Source organism: Snodgrassella sp. ESL0253 (assembly GCF_013344965.1).
Lineage (GTDB): Bacteria > Pseudomonadota > Gammaproteobacteria > Burkholderiales > Neisseriaceae > Snodgrassella > Snodgrassella alvi_B.
Window position 1 is genome coordinate 50,023 of record NZ_JAAEDQ010000009.1, and the last position, 21,177, is coordinate 71,199.

Below are 21,177 nucleotides of genomic sequence, written 5' to 3' on the forward strand. Positions count from 1 at the left end.
CTGGTCTGTACGAGTGTGGGAAGCATAAATATCTGTTGCGGAAAGTTATTGCTGTCTTCAGTTTGCTATATGTTTATGCTGCCATTTAGCAGGAGGTGGTGAGGACAGATGTTATTGGCGCCATAAGTTTTACAGGTCAAAGTTTTATGGTAGTGAAGGCGACCAAATTGGAATTATCATTACTTTGTCTTGCGATGGCTATGTAATTAAATTTAAAAATCATAGAGATAATTGGTATTGTTGCTGGAGCAGAAAACGAAAACCATGTCAGCATTGGCTAATGCAATCAGGTACTGCTGGCGATAATTTTCGATATTGCCGGCAGTGAGAATGGTATTATTGATAATGTCTTCCTGATTGTGGATATTGCCAAAATCTTTCAGCAGGTTGGAGGATAGGAGTATTTTTCAGGACTGTGGCATCGATATGTAAACGGTTTAGCCAGACAAGCAGGCTGATGCACCACTCAGCACGATTTTTATTGTTGTTACTGATTTTGAGCGTGTTGCTATTAAAGCTGCGGACGTTCTCATTGTACAGGCAGGCATTTTTACCTTCATTGAGTAGCAGTAGTCGGTTATTGTGGGAAGGCCGCATCGGGCAAGAGTAATTGCTATTGGTTTTATCTATAGTCAATGCAAATCTCAAATCTGGCTACTCCCATAAACCGGTTTCTGTTTGGCGATAATTGACAAATTACCTATGCTGGTATTGGAAATGGCTATAGCTATAGTTTGAATGGCTGTTACGGTTATTTTAACTTTGATGGTTTTAAATATTTTGCCAAAGGTACGGATGATTTCATTGCGGGGATTGGCATTGACAAACGATCTTTGGAGTCGTTTTTTTCATTGTATACACTGTTTGATATTGCGCCAATTTGCAGATGGGGGATAACTATGTTTGTTTTATCGGTATTGCGCTGGCCTAAGTTCAAGCCAATAGTGAATGTTTGCGCGGTTTGGCGAAAGCGTTGGTTAGCGGATAAATTGCATTCCATGGCTGGCCTGAATTATCGGTATTTGTTCTGATTGCTAAGGCTTTAATAGATTTGCCGGTTGAGTTGTAAGAATCTTTGATAGATGTAGTCACCAAGGTTGAAGTGGTTAAGGCTGTCTGTGTAGTATTTCAGACGCAATGGTTGTTAGCATTGTGATTATGCGCAATGAAGTTCAGTTTAAATTTGTTATTCAAGGAGTCGCAATCACAATAGACATCATGGCGTGAATCTTTGCTATTAGCGTAGCTTTGTTGGATATGGAAATAGGTGTTATCAATTTCACTATCATCTTGTGATTTTGATTTCTATTTTAAGATATTAATTGTGATGTAAGTTAATTGTATTGTTAATGTTGATGTGCTTGTGAATTTCAGGTGAAAAGTGTGTATCTGCCGGTAAAGTGTATCTGATAATATTGTTTGCCTATGGCCTATAAAAATTAATTACTGGTCATGGTAAACTTTATTTTTGAAAACAATAAACTATAAAATAAGTGCGCTATGTTGAAAAAAAGGCTTGCTGTGTTGCTTACTCTATGATTAAATACGCGCCTCAACAGCACAGGGTGATTAGCTCAGTTGGTAGAGCGTCTGCCTTACAAGCAGAATGTCGGCGGTTCGACTCCGTCATCACCCACCAGTTTTCTGTTTTATGCATAGCATAAAACATGCGCGGTGGTAGCTCAGTTGGTTAGAGTACCGGCCTGTCACGCCGGGGGTCGCGGGTTCGAGCCCCGTCCGCCGCGCCAATTAACATTTTTGCTGTTTTCTTTTTTTATGGGTGATTAGCTCAGTTGGTAGAGCGTCTGCCTTACAAGCAGAATGTCGGCGGTTCGACTCCGTCATCACCCACCAGTTTTTTATTTTATGCATAGCATAAAATATGCGCGGTGGTAGCTCAGTTGGTTAGAGTACCGGCCTGTCACGCCGGGGGTCGCGGGTTCGAGCCCCGTCCGCCGCGCCAATCAGCATTTTTGCTGTTTTCTCTTTATGGGTGATTAGCTCAGTTGGTAGAGCGTCTGCCTTACAAGCAGAATGTCGGCGGTTCGACTCCGTCATCACCCACCATAAATTTCTCTCTTTTTTATCTTGCCTGATTAATTTTCTATTTGATTAATCCAATTATTGGTATTTGAATGTGATATTTTTGCTGATAGTGCGATTAATGTATGATGATATTTGCAATAATAAATTTGTTGCAACTACAGCATTTACGGTAACAGGTTCTCACACATATTTATGCATTACTGAATAAACGATATGTATCTGCTTGTATATACATGAGATATTTTACTTGGCAGAGGTTACAAACTATCTTATAATTTAACGCTCGATCAGTTTTTGATTGTTTGTGCGGATATGGCGAAATTGGTAGACGCACCAGATTTAGGTTCTGGCGCCGAAAGGTGTAAGAGTTCGAGTCTCTTTATCCGCACCATTGATTTTAAAAGATATCTCAGAAATGAAGATATCTTTTTTTATTTTGTTTATGCTGTTCAGTTTGATTTACTAGCCTACATTTGATTCAAGTTTCTATTTTTCTGCTGTTCTTAAAATCATTTATTTGTTTATCCATTTGTTTTATCAGTTGGAATAAGCTCAATCCAAATTGTAACCAGTTTACTTGATATTATTATCAGGATAAATCTCAGGTTTATGTCAGCTTTTATTTGATGAAAGCAGCTAAATATCTGTTTGAGTTAAGTTTGAATATTCAAACATGTACCCAGAGTCTGGGCACGCACTAACGTATTGGAATTGGTTATAAGACGGAGCCATAGATTAGCATTTAAATGAACTCATCCGGTTTAATTAACTATGCTGGATTGATTAATTCATGTTAGTTAATATGCTGATTTTTAAAATATCTTTATTCTGTGGTGTCAATCTGAACTTAATTAAAAATATGAATTGGCTGGCTTCAGTTTGCTGATTTATCTCTATAAAAAACTGCACTGTGTGGAATAAAGCTGATTCAAACAGTGCAGTTTATGATTCAGATAAGTGATTGCTTGAATTACATAGTTTCTAATGTATCTATGCCTAATAAAGCCAGACCTTGTTGTAGGGTTTGGCCGGTAAGGCTGGTTAGCTGTAAGCGGCTATTGCGTGTGGCATCATCTGTTTTCAGTATCGGGCAGGCTTCATAGAAACGGCTGAAGAGGGTAGCAATCTGATACAGGTAAGCTGCCAGATAATGTGGATAGGCGGTATCAGCAACGCTATCAAGTATGTCTTCAAATTTGAGTAATTCTACTGCCAGCTGTTGTTCCAGTGGTTCATTGAGGCTAATCTTGGTATTTTTATCCCATGCACCTGCTTTGCGGAAAACACTTTGTACTCGGGTATAGGCATACTGTAAATAGGGGGCTGTATTGCCTTCAAATGACAGCATGCTGTCCCAGTCAAATATGTAATCGCTGGTGCGGTTTTTACTTAAATCAGCATATTTCACTGCACCAATACCTACTACTTGCCCTATATGAGCTATTTCGTCAGGGCTCAGCTCGGGATTTTTACTGGCGACTAAAGCAGATGCACGAGTCACAGCTTCATTGAGCAAGTCCATCAGTTTTACTGTGTCGCCACTGCGGGTTTTAAACGGTTTGCCATCTTTGCCCATCATGGTGCCAAAGGGGATGTGTTCAGCATGTACGGTTTCGGGTAGCCAGCCAGCTTTGCGGGCTACGGTGAACAATTCATCAAAATGCAGGCTTTGGCGTGCATCCACAACGTATAAGAGACGATTGCCGTGCAAGGTATTGATGCGATAGCGCACACAGGCTAAATCGGTACTGGCGTAAAGGAAACCACCATCTTTTTTCTGGATAATGAATGGCGCCGGTTCGTCGTCCTGATTTTTAAATTCTTCAAGAAAAACTACTTTAGTTCCATCGCTGTCTACGGCAATGCCCTTGGCCAGGAGTTCGTTTACGGTAGATTGCAGCTGGTCGTTATAAAATGATTCGCCGGTTACATCGGTTGGTAACAGTTTTAAGCCCAGCTTTTGGTAAACAGCCTGAGCGTGTTGTAATGATGTTTGTACAAACTGTTGCCATAAGGCCAGTACGCTGGCATCGCCACTTTGTAATTTCACTACATATTCACGTGCGGTATTGGCGAAGGTTTCGTCTTCGTCAAAGCGTACTTTGGCGTTGCGGTAAAACTGCTCCAAATCAGCCAGTTCGAGATCAGCACGACCATTTTGTTGCTGTTCAGTCAGATAGGCTACCAGCATACCAAATTGGGTACCCCAGTCTCCCACGTGATTCTGCGCAATAACTTTGTGTCCCAGAAAAGACAGTACCCGGTTCAGGCTGTCTCCGATGATGCTGGAGCGTAAATGCCCTACGTGCATTTCTTTAGCCAGATTGGGTGAAGAATAATCGATAACTATTGTTTGTGGTTCACTGCTGCGGATAATGCCTAAATGATCATCCTGTAATGCATTTTTGATATATTGAGCCAGTTTTTCCGGCCGCAGACGCAGATTAATAAAACCCGGGCCAGCGACTTCTGCTGTGGCAATCAGGGTATTTTCCTGTAGAGCATCGGCAATTTTCTGTGCCAGTTCGCGTGGATTTTGTTTGGTTTTTTTGGCTGCGCCCATTACGCCATTAATCTGATAATCACCAAAATCACGGTTTTTAGCAGGTTGCAGGACAATTGGATGTTCGGCGAGTCCGGTTGCGCTGAATGCTTTTTCAACTTCAGCTGCAACTTGTTGATGTAATTTCATGTTGGTTTAACTATTAGGAAAATGGCTAATTTTCGCATAAATACGCGTAAATCGCATTAACAGAACATGGTAGCAGGTGGGTTATAGCCTGATTCGTTTTTGCTGCTGATTAGAAAATTTATTCTGTAACAGGATAGGGTTGTTGTATGGTTAGGTAAATAACGGTCTGTTGGTGGGCTGAGTTTTTATTTTATATCTTGTTCGTATAGGATAAAGCAGATATTGCTACTATCTATCTGATTTGCAGATGGATATTTGGTTGTTTATGCAGGCCTGCAAAATCAGCCGACGCGATAAAAGGCCAGACTACCCAGCAGGTTTGGCCACAGGGAGATGCGTTTATTGCCACTCATAACGGCGCGTTGCAGAACTTTTAGATGGTTTTTGGTACATAATCTGTCGAAATCCTGAAGTGTACACCAGTGAATATTGGGGGTGTTATACCATTGATAAGGCATACGCTCCGATACGGGCATATGTCCGCCTAAGGCGATTTGCAGGCGATTGCGCCAATAGCCGAAGTTAGGAAAGGTCACAATGGCTTCTCTGGCTACGCGTTTCATTTCCTGCAGGATGTTTTCGGTGTTTTTCATCGCTTGGATAGTCTGGCTTAAAACAATGATATCAAAGCTGTTATCGTTAAAGTGTTGCAAACCGGCTTCCAGATCAGCCTGTATGACATTTACGCCACGCTGCATGGCGGCCAAAACACTGCTGGTGGCAATTTCCAGTCCGTAACCCTGACAGTTTTTGTGTTTGATCAGGGCAGCCAGTAGTTCACCATCACCACAGCCTAGGTCGAGCACACGGCTATTGGGGGCGATCCAGTCGAAAATCATTTGTAAGTCACCACGCAGTGGTGTTGACGAAGTATTCATTGTGTTAGTTCGGTGGCTATATTATTAAAATAAATACGGATGGCAGCCTGATAGTCTGTGTCTTCCATTAAAAATGCATCATGACCATGGGCAGACTGGAGTGCTATATATTGTACAGGTTTGTTGGCGGCAACCAGAGCGTCGAGCAATTCCTGTGAACGTCTGGGGGAGAAGCGCCAGTCACTGCTGAAGCTGGCAATCAGTATTCTGGCCTGAATTGCTGATACTGCGGCAACTAAGTCGCCAGCATAATCACGCGCCGGATCAAAGTAATCCAGTGCTTTTGTCATCAGTAAATAACTATTGGCATCAAAAGCATCGGCAAATTTATCACCTTGATAATGTAGGTAGGATTCTACTTCAAATTCAACGTTGTAATCATACTGATAGTTTGGCTGACGCATTTGCCGGCCAAATTTTTTGCCCAGCCCGTCTTCTGCCAGATAGGTGATGTGTCCCATCATGCGTGCTATACGCAAGCCACGGCGGGGAATCCGTTGTTGCAGGGCATAATGACCCTGACAGAAATCAGGGTCGGTAAGAATGGCTTGACGGGCTACATCATTAAAAGCGATATTTTGTGTCGATAACCGGGGAGCGGAGGCAATGATTAATGCATGACGTAAGCGTTGTGGCTGATCAATTGCCCACTGTAATGCCTGCATTCCGCCCAGGCTGCCGCCCATTACTGCTGCCCACTGCTGGATACCCAGCCGGTCGGCCAGCATGGCCTGACTCTGAACCCAGTCTTTTACTGTCACCATGGGAAAGTCGGCACCATATGCTTTGCTGGTGGCCGGATTGATGCTCAGTGGTCCGGTACTGCCATGGCAGCCTCCCAGATTATTCAGGCCTACGACAAAAAAGCGGTTGGTATCAACCGGTTTGCCGGGGCCAACCATATTGTCCCACCAGCCGGGATGTTTATCGTTACTGCTATGGTAGCCGGCAACGTGGTGATTTCCAGACAGCGCATGACATATCAGTACCGCATTACTTTTGTCTGTATTAAGGGTGCCATATGTTTCAACCATTAATTCAAACTGTGGTAAAACACAACCGTTCTGCAAGGTTAACGGGCAGTCAAAAGACATTTTCTGCGGGGTAACTATGCCAATACTGTCTATTTCTTTCATGGGAATAGGTAAAAGAATAGAAAACTGGCATTATAACGGCTTTGTCTGGTTTGCACAGATTTAACGTGTTTTGGAAAATATATGCTAGGCCGATTGTTGCGTCTGTTTGTTGTGGTAATTTTGCTGGGTGTGTTGTTAAAGTATGTGCTTGGAAAACAACAAAAGCAGAAACTTGGTTATTGGGTGCACTGTCTGGCGCTGATATTGTTGTTGATTACTTCGCTGATGTGGCTGTTACATGCACTGCAATCGGATTTCTGGTAATTCAGAAGTGTTGTAGTTTTGATTAATAAAAGATATCCGGCCAGCTATTCAGGCCGGCCGGATATTTTGTTCGTGTTTTATAATAAATTGCTAACTTCAGCTTTTTCTTCTTCAAGCTCGGCTAAAGTCTGGTTGATACGCTGCTGGCTGAATTCATCAATTGGCAAATCTTTGACAATGGTGTACTCACCATTTTCACAGGTCATGGGGAAGCCAAATACAATTCCTTCCGGAATACCGTAGGAACCATCGGATGGTACACCCATGGTAACCCATTCGCCATCACTTCCGATTAACCAGTCATGAATCTGATCAATAATGGCGTTGGCGGCACTGGCTGCTGAAGACAGGCCGCGAGCTTCGATAATAGCAGAACCGCGTTTACCTACTTTAGGCAGATATTCGTTTACATACCAGTCCTGATCATTGATCATTTCTGCTACATTTTCGTTATCTAAAGTTGCAAAGCGGTAATCAGTGTACATGGTAGGGCTGTGATTTCCCCATATGCACAGTTTTTTAATTTTACTCACTGGCTTACCGGTTTTTTCAGCCAGCTGGCTAAGTGCGCGGTTTTGATCCAGACGCATCAGGGCAGTGAAGTTTTTAGCTGGCAGGTCTGGTGCGGACTTCATGGCAATATAGGCATTGGTATTGGCCGGATTACCAACTACCAGTACTTTTACATCACGGCTGGCCACTTTATTTAAAGCTGCACCCTGAGTGGTAAATATTTCTGCATTTGCCTGTAGCAGATCGCTGCGTTCCATACCTTTAGTACGCGGGCGGGCGCCAACGAGGATGGCTATGTCTGCATCTTTGAATGCTACTTCTGGATCATGTGTAGCGAACATGTCGACCAGTAGAGGAAATGCGCAATCCTGTAATTCCATCATCACGCCCTGAGCAGCAGTTTGTGACTGTGGTAAATCAAGAAGTTGCAGAATAACCGGAGTATCAGTTCCAAGCATGTCACCACTGGCAATGCGGAACAGCAAAGCATAACCAATCTGACCGGTAGCACCCGTCACGGCGATGCGCACAGGTTTTTTCATAACTTATCCTCTTAAAAATAAAAACACGACTACAAATATTTTTCTTGTCTTTAAAGCGGTGGATTTGGCAGCACTACAAGAATTTGGCGCGTATGATAACAAAATTCTGTTTAAGGTTAAATTAATTGGCGTAATAGATTGGTGTCTTTTTGAGAATATTGGCGCAATTTTTCGTGCTATCTTATGTCTTATATAAGACTTTGTTTACTTGAGTTTGAAATGTCGTACAATAGATTAAAAATTAATCCGCTTAAAAGGCATATGCCTTTATACCAGTTAGTAATGCAGAGGGTTGTACATTTACTTGTGGATGGTGATTTCAGACCCGGACAGCAGTTACCCAGTGAATGGGATCTCGCTGCACTATGGGGCGTGAGTCAGGGTACGGTACGCAAGGGTTTGAATGAACTGGTATCGCGAGGCATTTTGCAGCGTCATCAGGGAGTAGGTACTTTTGTTACACAGCAAAACTGGGACTGGGGTTATTACCCTTTTACCGAAATACCTGTATTGCAACAGGGTAAAACGGAAAGGGTATGGCCAGTAGCAGAGGTCCTTAGTCTGGTGCTGGCTGCTGCTGACGAGGAAACAGCTGTACAGCTAGGCTTAAAAATAGCGGAGCCAGTGTGGAGAATTGTGTTGCTATGGCGTACTGGTTATATAGAGGTGGCGGTAGATGAACTATTTTTACCTGTTGCATTATTACCGGATTTAAATGTGCGATTTATACATCGCCGCCGCAGTTTTTATGCTTTTTTGTTGCTTGAATATGATGTTCTGGTGGATACTGCGCAACAATGGCTCTGGCAGACTGTGTTGCATCCAGAAACAGCCAGACTGCTGAAAGCGGATAAGGCTCTGCCTGCACTTTGTCTGGGACGTTTGAGCCAGAGTGTTGACGGTGTGCACTATGAGTGGCGCCGGCGTTATTTACAGCTTGGAAATCAGGCTCTGCAGTTAAGTGGTACTACTGCTGAATTTTGAGGGCTGAATTGTAAATAATCTGTGTGTTTTGTTTTTACCTATTTGTTAAAAACTAGGTCAATTGCTGTAAATTTCGGTTTGAGGCGGCTCAGGTCGCTAGTTTTGAGTTTTAAATCTTCTAATAATCAAGAGGAGTTACCGATGCAAAAAGAAAGGCCAGTGTATCTGGATATACATAAGATACGATTACCCATTCCGGGTATTGTATCTATTTTTCATCGTTTCAGTGGTGTGGCGCTGTTTATCTGTATTCCGCTGTTGTTATGGCTGTTTTCAGGTACGCTGTCCCATGAATCTGCGTTTAATACCTATCATGCGCTTGTGCAGAATCCTTTGGTGAAGTGTGTTCTTTTTGTTCTGCTGCTGGCTTATGTTTATCACAGTCTGGCTGGTGTTCGATTCCTGCTGCTGGATATTCATAAAGGCACAGAGTTGAAAACAGCACGAACTTCTGCCAAAGCAGTAGTTGTTTGCGCAATTGTATTGACCGTTATTATTTATGGAGCGTGCTTATTATCATGATTGATCGTAACTTGGCTGGCGCGCACTATGGTTTGCGCGACTGGATTATGCAGCGTATCACCGCAGTAGTCATGTTGGTGTATTCAGTACTCTTTTTAATCATGATTATTTGCTTACCGCACAGTTATCAGCAATGGCAGTGTTTCTTTGCTCAAACCTGGGTACGTCTGATAACACAGATTTTTGTGCTGGCGCTGGTATTACATGCCTGGGTTGGCATTCGTGATTTGTGGATGGACTATATTAAACCGGCAGGTTTGCGCCTGTTTTTGCATGTCGCCACAATTTTATGGCTGCTTGGCAGTCTGATTTATTCTGTTAAAGTGATTTGGGGGTTAGCATGAGTATGCCCAAGAGTTTACCGGTACGTCGTTTTGATGCAGTAATCGTTGGCGGCGGTGGTGCAGGGCTTCGTGCGGCTCTGCAATTATCTAAAGCAGGTTTGAATACAGTGGTGTTGTCCAAGGTTTTCCCAACCCGTTCTCATACGGTAGCCGCTCAGGGTGGTATCTCTGCCTCTCTTGGCAATGTGCAGGAAGATCACTGGAACTGGCATATGTACGATACGGTTAAAGGTTCTGACTGGCTGGGTGATCAGGATGCGATTGAATTCATGACGCGCCGTGCACCTGATGCTGTTGTGGAACTGGAACACATGGGTATGCCGTTTGACCGTGTTGAATCTGGCAAGATTTATCAGCGTCCGTTTGGCGGACATACAGCCGAATTCGGTAAACGTGCGGTAGAGCGCGCCTGTGCTGTGGCAGACCGTACCGGCCACGCGATGCTGCATACTTTGTATCAGCAAAATGTACATGCAGAAACCCAGTTTTTTGTTGAATGGGCTGCTCTTGATCTGATTCGTGATTCCGAGGGTGTGGTTATTGGTGTTGTCGCCATGGAAATGGAAACGGGTGAAGTTTTCATTCTGCATGCCAAGGCGGTGTTATTTGCCACAGGTGGCGCGGGCCGTATTTATGCTTCTTCTACCAATGCCTATATGAATACTGGTGATGGTTTGGGTATGGCTGCACGTGCTGGTATTCCTCTGGAAGATATGGAGTTCTGGCAGTTCCATCCTACTGGTGTGGCTGGTGCCGGAGTTTTGATTACTGAGGGTGTACGTGGCGAAGGCGGGATTCTGCTGAACAGTGAGGGTGAGCGTTTTATGGAGCGTTATGCACCTACTGTGAAGGATTTGGCTTGCCGTGACGTGGTTTCGCGGGCTATGTCCATTGAAATCCATGAAGGCCGTGGTGTTGGTAAGAATAAGGACCACGTTCTGCTGAAAGTAGATCATCTTGGTGCAGAAAAAATTATGGAAAAATTGCCGGGTATTCGCGAAATTTCCATTCAGTTTGCTGGTGTTGATCCGATTAAGGACCCGATTCCGGTGGTGCCAACCTGTCACTATATGATGGGAGGTATTCCTACCAATTATCATGGTCAGGTGGTAATGGCCAAAGGTGATGACCTGGAAGCTCCGGTGCCTGGTTTTTATGCAGCAGGTGAATGTGCCTGTGCATCGGTGCATGGTGCTAACCGTCTGGGTACCAATTCATTACTTGATCTGGTGGTGTTTGGTAAGGCAGCTGGTGATCATATGATTGATTATATTAAGAAACAGGGTACACATCGTGAGTTGCCTGCTGATGTGGGCGAGAAAACACTTGCACGCCTTAGCCGTCTGGATAATCAGACTAATGGTGAAGAAGTATCTGAGGTACGTAATGACTTGCAACGGTGTGTTCAGTCGCATGCAGGTGTGTTCCGTACCGATGCTTTGTTGCAGGATGGCATTGAGAAAATTAATGCGATTGCTGAACGCGTAGCCAAAACGCAGATTCATGACAAGAGTAAAGTGTGGAATACAGCACGACTTGAAGCACTGGAACTGGATAATCTGATTGAAGTGGCTCAGGCTACGCTGGTTTCTGCTGCTGCACGTAAAGAATCACGTGGTGCCCATGCTTCAGATGACCATCCAAACCGTGACGATGAAAACTGGATGAAACACACACTATATTACGCAGAAGACCAGCATCTGGAATATAAGCCGGTACATACCAAACCTTTGAGTGTGGAATATATAAAACCGGCTGAACGCGTTTACTAAGGAACTATCAAGATGGAAAAAATCCGCTTCCAAGTGTACCGCTACAATCCTGATGTGGATGCCAAGCCGTACATGAAAGATTATGAACTCGAAATCGAACCTACAGATGTGAAGCTGTTGGATGCGCTGATCAAGCTTAAGGCGCAGGATGACAGCCTGTCTTTTCGCCGCTCCTGCCGTGAAGGCATTTGTGGTTCTGATGGGATGAATATTAATGGTAAGAATGGCTTGGCCTGTCTGACTGATATTCGCAGTTTGAAGCAGCCAATTGTTTTGAAACCACTGCCAGCTTTGCCTGTTATTCGTGACTTAATTGTTGATTTTACGCAGTTCTTTAATCAATATCATTCAGTTAAACCCTATTTGATCAATGACACGGCGGCACCGACAGGGGAGCGTTTACAGTCGCAGGCAGAACGCAAAGAGCTGGACGGTCTGTATGAATGTATTTTGTGTGCCTGCTGTTCTACGTCATGTCCTTCGTTCTGGTGGAATCCGGACAAGTTTGTTGGCCCGTCCGGTTTGTTGAATGCTTATCGTTTTATTGCTGATACTCGTGATACGCGCACTAATGAACGTCTGGATAACCTGAATGATCCTTACCGGCTGTTCCGTTGCCATACGATTATGAATTGTGTGGATGTTTGTCCGAAACATCTGAATCCAACGCGGGCTATCGGTAAGATTAAAGATTTAATGTTAAGAAGAGCAATCTGATGCAGCATTTTGATGATAATGCCAAACGTCGCATACGCTGGTTAACCCGTCGTGGCCTGCTGGAGCTGGATATTATTTTAGGTCGCTTTATGTCTCATACCTTTGATCAGCTATCAGATGATGAGTTGAATGCATTTGTGGCGTTAATGGATTTACCTGACCCGGAAATCCTGGCATTGATCAATCAGTCTGGAAACTGTAAAAGTGCCCAGTTTGAGCCTGTTCTGGAGAAAATCAGGCAGGCTCAATTTTTGTAAATGCTTCTCTTTCGTTAATGTTTTTTAGTTTAGTTTATTTAAATAGAAAAAGTGAAAATTAAGGAGTTGGAGATGGCCAAGAACGCTATACTAAACATTGAAGGACAAGAGCCTTTTGAGATGCCGGTATTGTCTGGCAGTTTGGGGCCGGATGTAGTTGATATTAATAAGCTGTATGCTGGTACAGGCATGTTTATGTTTGACCCAGGGTTTACATCAACAGCATCCTGCGAATCGAAAATCACCTTTATCGATGGTGAAAAGGGGCAGTTATATTATCGTGGATATCCCATTGAACAGCTAGCGGAGCACAGTGATTATCTGGAAACCTGCTATTTGCTGATATATGGTGAGTTACCTGATGCAGTCGAAAAACAGAAATTCGAACTGGGTGTTTTGCGTCATAATATGGTGCATGAACAGCTAACCTGGTTTTTCCGAGGATTTCGTCGTGATGCTCATCCGATGTCAATGATGGTAGGGGTAGTAGGTGCACTGGCGGCATTCTATCAGGATAGTTTGGATATTAATAATCCTGATCACCGCCGGATTGCTGAATACCGCATGATTGCCAAGGTGCCAACTCTGGCTGCAATGTGTTATCGCTACTCAAAAGGTTTGCCATTTAATTATCCGCGTAACAGTTTGTCTTATACCGGCAACTTTATGCATATGATGTTTGCCAAACCAACTGAGGACTATGTAGTCAATCCTGTGCTGGAACGTGCTCTGGATCGGATTTTCATTTTGCATGCGGATCATGAGCAGAATGCTTCCACATCAACTGTGCGTTTGGCTGGTTCGTCTGGTGCCAATCCTTTTGCCTGCATTGCCGCGGGTATTGCCTGCCTGTGGGGGCCGGCTCATGGTGGTGCCAATGAGGCAGTGTTGAAAATGCTGGATGAGATTGGTGATGTATCCCGTGTTGAAGAATTTATACAGGGAGTTAAAGAAAAACGTTATCGTCTGATGGGTTTTGGGCATCGTGTATACAAAAACATGGATCCACGTGCCAAGATTATGAAACAGACTTGTGATGAAGTATTAAATGAGCTGGGATTACAAGACAGTCCTAAATTCAAGCTGGCAATGGCTTTGGAAAAAATTGCTCTGGAAGACCCGTATTTCATTGAACGCAAGCTGTATCCCAACGTTGATTTTTACTCCGGTATTGTTTTAAGTGCATTGGGTATTCCGACCACGATGTTCACTGTGCTGTTTGCTTTAGCCCGTACCGTAGGTTGGGTATCACACTGGCACGAAATGATTGCTGACCCGAATCAGAAAATTGGCCGTCCACGACAGCTATATACTGGTTCTGGCCGGCGCGATTATCTACCTGTAGATAAACGCTAATTATTTGTGTGTTCAGGCAGCTTTATAAGCTGCCTGAAACATACTGATGCTTCATCCCTATGTATGCGCGTGGTGATCTGGAATCGGTATGTTGATATGCGGTAATCTGGAATCGGCATTCGATTCTCGAATTGAATATTGGTAGGGGATAGTGATATTCCTGTTTTATTAGTTTAAGGTAAAAAAGGGTTTTTACCATGATGGAAGAACAAACCAGTCTTTCTTATTTATATGGTGCCAATGCTCCTTACATTGAGGAGCTGTATGAGAACTACCTGAAAGATCGAGATTCAGTTGATGAATACTGGAAAGATTATTTTGACAAAGTAGCTGCATTGCCAGGCTATGTTGCCAAAGATATCCCGCAATTACCGATTCAGGAATCTTTTGCCAATCTGTCCAGACAGCATGGTACCGCTGCGCAGGGCAGTGTTGATTTAAATATGTTGCAAAAGCAGGTATCAGTATTAAATCTGATGAATGCTTATCGTATTCTGGGTAGTCGCAATGCTAATCTGGATCCGTTAAAACGTCGTTCTAAAGAATATCTGGCTGAACTGGATCCGGCACAATACGGATTGACGGATGCTGATATGTCTACCAGATTCTATACTGGTAGTGATTTTGCACGTAGTCAGAAGCTGCCTTTATGTGAAATTATTAATAAGCTGGATCAGACTTACTGCGGTACGGTAGGTGTGGAATTTATGCACATTACCCGCCCGGATGAACGCAACTGGGTTCAGGAGCGGGTAGAAAAAGATTTATCAGCTGGCAGTTTTACTCCTGAATATAAACGCCGCATTCTGAAACAGTTAACTGCTGCAGAAACACTGGAACGTTATTTGCATACCCGCTATGTCGGCCAGAAGCGTTTCTCACTGGAAGGTGGCGAAAGTACGATTGTTGCTCTGGATTATCTGACGCAGCATTGTGGCAATCAGGGTGTTGAAGAAGTCATGATTGGTATGGCTCACCGTGGCCGCCTGAATGTGCTGGTCAATATCCTTGGTAAAGAACCACGCGATTTATTTAGCGAGTTTGAGGGTAAATATACAACCACTCTGCCTAGCGGTGACGTGAAATACCATATGGGTTTTACTTCTGATCTGGCTACTGGTAATGGTCCGTTGCACGTTTCACTGGCTTTCAACCCTTCTCACTTGGAAATTGTTAATCCGGTAGTTGAAGGTGCTGTCCGTGCACGGCAGAAACGTCGTGGTGAGTCTGGCCGCCAGGCTGTGTTGCCGGTATTGATTCATGGTGATTCTGCGTTTATCGGTCTGGGTGTGAATCAGGCTAATTTCAATCTGTCCCAAACCCGTGGCTATACTACTGGTGGCACTATTCATATTGTGATCAATAACCAGATTGGCTTTACCACTTCTGATTTGCGTGATACACGTTCAACTGTGTATTGTACAGATCTGGCTAAAATGGTTGATGCACCGATTTTCCATGTGAATGGTGATGACCCTGAAGCGGTGAGCTATGTAGTAAGTCTGGCGATGGATTATCGCAAGTCATTCGGTAAAGACGCGGTAGTAGATATTGTTTGCTTCCGTAAACTGGGCCATAACGAAGGTGATGACCCAATGCTGACGCAGCCAATGATGTATAACAAGATTCATCAGCACCCGGGAACACGTGCACTGTATTCAGAGCGTCTGGTAAGCGAAAATGTGATTACTAAAGAGCAAGCGGATGGGCTGATTCAGGCTTATCGTGATGCGCTGGATAAAGGTGAACATGTTGAACAGACTACGCTGACTGATTACAACCATAAATACGCAGTAGACTGGAAGCCTTATATGGGCACTCACTGGAACCATCCGGTTGAAACCGGTATTCCTGCCGCAGATATTCAACGTCTGACTGCAAAATTTACTACGCTGCCAGAAGATTTTACGCCACATAATACTGTGAAGAGAATGCTGGCTAATCGTGTTGCCATGGCTGAAGGTACACAGCCTGTTGATTGGGGCATGGCAGAAACACTGGCTTATGCCAGTCTGGTAAGCAATGGCAATGGTGTGCGTATTTCAGGTGAAGATTCCGGCCGTGGTACTTTCTCTCACCGTCATGCTGTATTGCACGACCAGAAACGCGAAAAAAGCGATGCCGGTGCCTATGTACCGCTACGCAATTTGAGTGAAAATCAGGCCTCTTTCCTGGTAATTGATTCAATCTTAAATGAAGAAGCTGTATTGGCTTATGAATATGGCTTTGCTTGCAGTGCACCTGACCAACTGGTTATCTGGGAAGCACAATTTGGTGACTTTGCTAATGGTGCTCAAGTAGCAATTGACCAGTTTATTACTTCTGGTGAAACTAAATGGGGCCGTTTGTGTGGCTTAACTGTGATTTTACCTCATGGCTATGATGGTCAGGGCCCAGAACACTCTTCTGGTCGTCTGGAACGCTGGCTGCAATTGTGCTCTGAAGAAAATATTCAGGTTGTTATGCCGTCTGAAGCTTCTCAGATGTTCCATGTATTGCGCCGTCAGGTACTGCGTCCATACCGCAAACCACTGGTTATTTTCATGTCCAAACGCCTGTTGCGTTTCAATGAATCCATGAGCCAGCTCAGTGATTTCACTGAAGGTCATGCTTTCCGTCCGGTAATCGGCGATCAGGTTGAAGGTAATGAAAGCAGCGTTAAACGGGTGATTCTGTGTGCCGGTCAGGTGTATTACGATATCAATAAAGCGCGTCTGGAACGTGATCTGGGCAAAGATATTGCAATCATTCGTGTGGAACAGCTGTATCCGTTCCCATACGAACAGCTGGCTGCTGAATTGAGCCGCTATCCTAATGCAACTGAAATTCTGTGGGCTCAGGAAGAGCCAAAAAATCAGGGTGCATGGTATCAGATTCGTCATCGTATTGAAAAAATTGCCGGCAGCAAGCAAAAAGTTATTTTTGCTGGTCGTCCGGCCAGCGCTTCACCAGCAGTGGGCTATATGAGTAAACATGTTGCCCAGCTGAAACAACTGGTAGATGATGCTCTGGAATTGAAATAATCCGAATCCATTCTGAATAACTGGCCACCTGGGTGGTGGCCTCCGGCCTTTTTTAGGAGTAATCCATGATTATTGATGTAACCGTTCCCATGCTTCCAGAAAGTGTGACTGAAGCCACTCTGATGACCTGGAATAAAAAAGTGGGAGATTTCGTACAGCGTGACGAAAACCTGATTGATTTGGAAACGGATAAAGTTGTATTGGAATTGCCAGCCCAGCAGGCGGGTAAACTGGTGGAAATTATTGAAGCTGATGGTGCAACTGTGACTGCTGGTCAGTTGCTGGCTAAAATTGATACTTCAGCTACTGCTGAAGCCGCTGCTCCGGCTGCGGCAGCACAGGAAGCTGCTCCTGCTGCTACTCCTGTAAGTGCTGCACCGGCTAATCAGTCTCAGGCTGGTGTTGCTATGCCTGCTGCTGCCAAACTGGCTGCGGAAAAAGGTGTGAATACAGCTACTATTCAGGGCTCAGGCCGTGATGGTCGTGTACTAAAAGAAGATGTTGCCGCTGCTGCATCTGCTCTGGCTGCTGCTCCTACAATGGCTACTACTAAGGCTGCTGCACCTGCTACTGCCGGTGACCGTGTAGAGCAACGTGTGCCGATGTCACGTCTGCGTTCCCGTGTTGCTGAACGTTTATTGCAGTCACAGCATGAAAATGCCATTCTGACTACTTTTAATGAAGTAAACATGAAACCGGTTATGGATTTGCGTAACCGTTATAAAGAACAGTTCCAGAAAGAGTATGGAGTTAAACTGGGCTTTATGTCTTTCTTCGTTAAAGCTGCGGTTGCTGCTTTGAAGAAATACCCTGTTGTAAATGCTTCTATTGATGGCACAGATGTTGTTTATCATGGCTATTTTGATATTGGTATTGCTATTGGCAGTCCTCGTGGTCTGGTGGTGCCGATTCTGCGTGATGCTGATCAGATGAGTATTGCTGACATCGAACAGGCAATTCATGATTATGCGGTAAAAGCCAAAGATGGTAAGCTGGCATTGGAAGATCTGACTGGTGGTACTTTCAGTATTACCAATGGTGGTACTTTCGGTTCAATGATGTCTACGCCAATTATCAATCCGCCTCAATCAGCCATTTTGGGCATGCATGCTACCAAAGAACGCGCTGTAGTTGAAAATGGTCAGGTTGTGGTACGTCCGATGATGTATCTGGCTCTGTCTTATGACCACCGTCTGATTGACGGCCGTGAAGCAGTATTGACTCTGGTAGCCATTAAGGATGCTCTGGAAGATCCTGCACGTTTGCTGCTGGAGCTGTAAGAAAATTGACTGACTGCTGTAAAAGTAACAGTGCAGTCTGAGGATGATAACCGTAATGATGGCCACAGCGGATAAAATGGCGTTTGTGCCACATTGCGGTTTTATTTTATCAGTCAGAAATATTCATGATTGAAAGGAATTTTGATGTCTCAATTTGACGTTGTGGTAATTGGTGCTGGTCCTGGTGGCTATGTTGCTGCTATTCGTGCTGCTGAGCTGGGTTTTAAGACAGCCTGTATTGATGCTGGTTTGAATAAAAAAGGTGATGGACCAGCATTGGGCGGTACATGCCTGAATGTGGGTTGCATTCCTTCGAAGGCTTTGTTGCAGACCAGTGAAAATTACCATGCAGCGCAAACTGAATTTGCTGAACACGGTATTGATGTCCAGGTTAAAGGCTTTGATGCCAAGAAAATGATTGAACGTAAAGATGCTATTGTTAGCAAGTTGACTAATGGCATTGGCTTTCTGTTCAAAAAAGAAAAAGTAGAAAGTATTTTTGGTAAAGGTTCTCTGCAAGGCCAGGTTGATGGTTTATGGCAGATAGAGGTGGATACCAATGGTACTAAACAGTTGGTTACTGCCAAGCATGTAATCGTGGCTACTGGTTCTCTGCCACGTCCACTGCCTTTAACTGAGATTGATAATGTTAATGTGCTGGATAATGAAGGTGCACTGAATCTTGAAGCTGTGCCAGCCAAACTGGGTATGATTGGTTCTGGTGTGATTGGTCTGGAAATGGGCTCTGTATGGAACCGTCTGGGCGCGGAAGTTACCATTCTGGAAGCCATGCCTACGTTCCTTGCTGCTGCTGATCAGCAGGTTGCCAAGGAGGCCTTCAAGGTTTTCACTAAAGAACAGGGCCTGAATATTCATCTTGGTGTAACGGTTAATGAAATTGTTAAGGGTGAAAACAGTGTAACTGTTAAATACACTGTTGCCGGTGAAGAAAAAACGGAAACCTTTGATAAGCTGGTTATTGCAATTGGCCGCATTCCCAATACCAATGGCCTGAATGCCGAAGGTGTTGGCCTGCAAAAAGATGAACGCGGCTTTATTGTGGTTGATGATGAGTGCCGTACCAGTCTGCCAAATGTGTGGGCGATTGGTGATGTGGTACGTGGCCCGATGCTGGCGCATAAAGCTTCTGCTGAGGGTGTGGCTGTGGCTGAGCGTATTGCTGGGCAGAAACCTTTTGTGGATATGAATACTATTCCGGCAGTTATGTATACTCATCCGGAAATTGCGTGGGTTGGCCAGACTGAGGAGCAGTTAAAAGCTGCTGGCGTGAAGTATAAAAAAGGTCAGTCCAGTTTTGCTGCTAACGGTCGTGCTCTTGGTATGGGACAGGCCAAGGGATTTGTTAAAGTTCTAGCGGATGCAGATACGGATCGTGTGCTGGGTGTGCATATCATCGGACCTGTGGCTTCTGAACTGATTGCCGAAGCTGTGATGGCTATGGACTTTAAGGCATCCAGTGAAGACATTACCCGCATTGTTCATGCTCATCCGACATTATCTGAAGCCATGCATGAGGCTGCTTCTTCAGTTAAATAATATTGATTGTTGTGCAGATTTAACCCGTATTCTAAAAGATGCGGGTTTTATATATTATTACGATTGAATATATGTATTTGTATATTAAAGTTTTTATGTGGTATTTTGTTTTTATTTAAGGTAGTATCTGTTATTTTAACGTTTTTTCCTGTAATAAGTACGTTAGAGGAAGTCTATGCCTAAAAATTACTGTGTTTTTTATGTAGAAGAACCTTTTAATGAATTTACTGCTGGTGCGTTAATTCAGAAAGATTATTTTTATTATAAGCAGTTGAGAACTTGGAAAAGCCTGGATGCACTTTTTCCGTTTAATGATGTCCATGATAAAAAATATGATGTCCGTGACGGTAGTGATTGGGAAAGTGTTTTAAAACCACGCATTAGAGAACGCTTGAACCATGCTGATAATTTGATTTTGATTTTGAGTGAAGATACTTTTCAATCGCGGACTGTGAAAGAGGAGATTGAATATGGTATTGGATATCTTAAATTACCAGTTATTGTGATTTATACTGAATTGCGTGAAAAAAAGGATATGCTGGTTACTGGAAAAAACAATGTAAATTTTAAATTACATTATTACTGGAATAAACTACCCATATTCAAGCATTTAAAAACTCAGGTTCCGGTTTTACATGTCCCGTTCGATAAAGAGATGGTTGCCAAGGCTCTTAAGAAAAATAATTTTGTTAAAAGTAGCTATATCAGACCAAATAATTATATGCTGATGCTTTGATGTTAATTGGCCTGATCAGTATGCAATGTTTGTTGATATAGATAATGAAAATGTTTTAACCACGCTATTTAAAGCTGTTCAAAGTCAATTATCGCGAATATGAAAAGAGTTTTTTGCACACATGAAGCCAGTACGCTGAGTTTTATTCTTCCCAATGTCTTTTTACTTTATCAAGTGCTCTGCGGTCACGTTTGGTGGGTCTGCCATCAGGATATGCGGCACTTATCTGGCTGGCCTGATTCAGGGCTTTCATTTCTTCCCGTTTGGTGGCGATACTACTGTCTTCGCTATAAAGTAAACGCGCTTCCGGTGCCGGACGACGCATTTGATTAAGCTGCTGTACCTGAATTTTATAGGGTAGGGAATTGAGGGTTAAGTCGATGATGTCACCAATCTGGATGTTTTTACTGTTTTTGACTTTGGCGCCATTGACCTGAACGCGTCCTAATTCAATATGTTTTTGTGCCAGAGCACGGGTTTTAAAAAATCTTGCTGCCCATAGCCATTTATCCAGACGCATGCTTGTTGTGCTGATGTTGTTGTTCTTACTCATTAATT

At 43.8% G+C, this 21,177-nt stretch carries 18 protein-coding genes and 6 tRNA genes; 18 read left to right on the top strand and 6 right to left on the bottom strand.

What is annotated here, in order from left to right:
- Nucleotides 1–751: 751 nt before the first annotated feature.
- Nucleotides 752–1,000, bottom strand: coding sequence for a hypothetical protein (locus GYX26_RS08260; RefSeq protein WP_174828855.1), 249 nt, complete (start codon nucleotides 998–1,000; stop codon nucleotides 752–754).
- A gap of 563 nt (nucleotides 1,001–1,563) precedes the next feature.
- Between GYX26_RS08260 and GYX26_RS08265 the strand changes: the two genes are divergently transcribed.
- The 6 genes from GYX26_RS08265 (at nucleotide 1,564) to GYX26_RS08290 (ending at nucleotide 2,437) form a co-directional block, all read left to right on the top strand.
- Nucleotides 1,564–1,639, top strand: a tRNA-Val gene (locus GYX26_RS08265).
- 32 nt (nucleotides 1,640–1,671) lie between these two features.
- Nucleotides 1,672–1,748 (top strand) — tRNA-Asp (locus GYX26_RS08270).
- 30 nt (nucleotides 1,749–1,778) lie between these two features.
- Nucleotides 1,779–1,854: transfer RNA gene (locus GYX26_RS08275), tRNA-Val, on the top strand.
- Nucleotides 1,855–1,886: 32 nt separating this feature from the next.
- Nucleotides 1,887–1,963 (top strand) — tRNA-Asp (locus GYX26_RS08280).
- 28 nt (nucleotides 1,964–1,991) lie between these two features.
- Nucleotides 1,992–2,067 (top strand) — tRNA-Val (locus tag GYX26_RS08285).
- 285 nt (nucleotides 2,068–2,352) lie between these two features.
- Nucleotides 2,353–2,437 (top strand) — tRNA-Leu (locus GYX26_RS08290).
- A gap of 579 nt (nucleotides 2,438–3,016) precedes the next feature.
- Here GYX26_RS08290 and argS read toward each other — a convergent pair.
- The 3 genes from argS to GYX26_RS08305 all read right to left on the bottom strand — a co-directional run bounded on the left by argS (nucleotide 3,017) and on the right by GYX26_RS08305 (nucleotide 6,752).
- Nucleotides 3,017–4,738 (bottom strand): arginine--tRNA ligase, encoded by a 1,722-nt coding sequence (gene argS / locus GYX26_RS08295; protein WP_174828856.1) that lies wholly within the window; start codon nucleotides 4,736–4,738, stop codon nucleotides 3,017–3,019.
- A 281-nt stretch (nucleotides 4,739–5,019) separates the two neighbouring features.
- Nucleotides 5,020–5,616: a methionine biosynthesis protein MetW gene (metW, locus tag GYX26_RS08300; protein ID WP_100112965.1), complete on the bottom strand. Its 597-nt coding sequence runs from the start codon at nucleotides 5,614–5,616 to the stop codon at nucleotides 5,020–5,022.
- Nucleotides 5,613–6,752, bottom strand: coding sequence for a homoserine O-acetyltransferase (locus tag GYX26_RS08305; protein WP_174828857.1), 1,140 nt, complete (start codon nucleotides 6,750–6,752; stop codon nucleotides 5,613–5,615). The genes metW and GYX26_RS08305 overlap by 4 nt, the downstream gene beginning before the upstream one ends.
- A gap of 81 nt (nucleotides 6,753–6,833) precedes the next feature.
- Between GYX26_RS08305 and GYX26_RS08310 the strand changes: the two genes are divergently transcribed.
- Nucleotides 6,834–7,016, top strand: a complete 183-nt coding sequence (locus GYX26_RS08310; protein ID WP_174828858.1) for a hypothetical protein — start codon at nucleotides 6,834–6,836, stop codon at nucleotides 7,014–7,016.
- A gap of 77 nt (nucleotides 7,017–7,093) precedes the next feature.
- On the opposite strand, the gene GYX26_RS08315 is transcribed toward GYX26_RS08310, so the two are convergent.
- The gene (locus tag GYX26_RS08315; protein ID WP_174828859.1) at nucleotides 7,094–8,071 is read right to left on the bottom strand and encodes a malate dehydrogenase; all 978 of its coding nucleotides are present in this window, start codon (nucleotides 8,069–8,071) and stop codon (nucleotides 7,094–7,096) included.
- Nucleotides 8,072–8,332: 261 nt separating this feature from the next.
- Here GYX26_RS08315 and GYX26_RS08320 point away from each other — a divergent pair, with 261 nt between their 5' ends.
- The 11 genes from GYX26_RS08320 (at nucleotide 8,333) to GYX26_RS08370 (ending at nucleotide 20,619) form a co-directional block, all read left to right on the top strand.
- Complete coding sequence (locus GYX26_RS08320; RefSeq protein ID WP_255453858.1) at nucleotides 8,333–9,055, top strand: GntR family transcriptional regulator; 723 nt, start codon at nucleotides 8,333–8,335, stop codon at nucleotides 9,053–9,055.
- Between the two features lie 141 nt (nucleotides 9,056–9,196).
- Nucleotides 9,197–9,577, top strand: a complete 381-nt coding sequence (sdhC, locus tag GYX26_RS08325; RefSeq protein ID WP_174828861.1) for a succinate dehydrogenase, cytochrome b556 subunit — start codon at nucleotides 9,197–9,199, stop codon at nucleotides 9,575–9,577.
- Nucleotides 9,574–9,921, top strand: coding sequence for a succinate dehydrogenase, hydrophobic membrane anchor protein (gene sdhD, locus GYX26_RS08330; protein ID WP_174828862.1), 348 nt, complete (start codon nucleotides 9,574–9,576; stop codon nucleotides 9,919–9,921). Before sdhC ends, sdhD begins: the two co-directional genes overlap by 4 nt.
- A 2-nt stretch (nucleotides 9,922–9,923) precedes the next feature.
- Nucleotides 9,924–11,693 (top strand): succinate dehydrogenase flavoprotein subunit, encoded by a 1,770-nt coding sequence (sdhA, locus tag GYX26_RS08335; RefSeq protein ID WP_238791262.1) that lies wholly within the window; start codon nucleotides 9,924–9,926, stop codon nucleotides 11,691–11,693.
- Nucleotides 11,694–11,705: 12 nt separating this feature from the next.
- The gene (locus GYX26_RS08340) at nucleotides 11,706–12,410 is read left to right on the top strand and encodes a succinate dehydrogenase iron-sulfur subunit (protein ID WP_100112962.1); all 705 of its coding nucleotides are present in this window, start codon (nucleotides 11,706–11,708) and stop codon (nucleotides 12,408–12,410) included.
- The gene (locus GYX26_RS08345) at nucleotides 12,410–12,667 is read left to right on the top strand and encodes a succinate dehydrogenase assembly factor 2 (protein WP_174828864.1); all 258 of its coding nucleotides are present in this window, start codon (nucleotides 12,410–12,412) and stop codon (nucleotides 12,665–12,667) included. Before GYX26_RS08340 ends, GYX26_RS08345 begins: the two co-directional genes overlap by 1 nt.
- Nucleotides 12,668–12,739: 72 nt before the next feature.
- Nucleotides 12,740–14,023, top strand: coding sequence for a citrate synthase (gene gltA, locus GYX26_RS08350; protein WP_174828865.1), 1,284 nt, complete (start codon nucleotides 12,740–12,742; stop codon nucleotides 14,021–14,023).
- A 197-nt stretch (nucleotides 14,024–14,220) separates the two neighbouring features.
- Complete coding sequence (locus GYX26_RS08355; RefSeq protein WP_174828866.1) at nucleotides 14,221–17,046, top strand: 2-oxoglutarate dehydrogenase E1 component; 2,826 nt, start codon at nucleotides 14,221–14,223, stop codon at nucleotides 17,044–17,046.
- A gap of 65 nt (nucleotides 17,047–17,111) precedes the next feature.
- Nucleotides 17,112–18,326 carry a 2-oxoglutarate dehydrogenase complex dihydrolipoyllysine-residue succinyltransferase gene (odhB, locus tag GYX26_RS08360; RefSeq protein WP_100112960.1) on the top strand — a complete coding sequence of 405 codons (1,215 nt, stop codon included), beginning with the start codon at nucleotides 17,112–17,114 and terminating at the stop codon, nucleotides 18,324–18,326.
- Between the two features lie 144 nt (nucleotides 18,327–18,470).
- Nucleotides 18,471–19,883 (top strand): dihydrolipoyl dehydrogenase, encoded by a 1,413-nt coding sequence (gene lpdA, locus GYX26_RS08365; protein WP_174828867.1) that lies wholly within the window; start codon nucleotides 18,471–18,473, stop codon nucleotides 19,881–19,883.
- 175 nt (nucleotides 19,884–20,058) lie between these two features.
- Entirely contained in the window at nucleotides 20,059–20,619 is a 561-nt protein-coding gene (locus GYX26_RS08370) for a TIR domain-containing protein (protein WP_174828868.1), read from the top strand.
- 142 nt (nucleotides 20,620–20,761) lie between these two features.
- On the opposite strand, the gene GYX26_RS08375 is transcribed toward GYX26_RS08370, so the two are convergent.
- On the bottom strand, nucleotides 20,762–21,172 hold the full coding sequence (locus GYX26_RS08375; protein ID WP_174828869.1) for an RNA-binding S4 domain-containing protein: 411 nt from the start codon (nucleotides 21,170–21,172) through the stop codon (nucleotides 20,762–20,764).
- Nucleotides 21,173–21,177 lie beyond the last annotated feature (5 nt).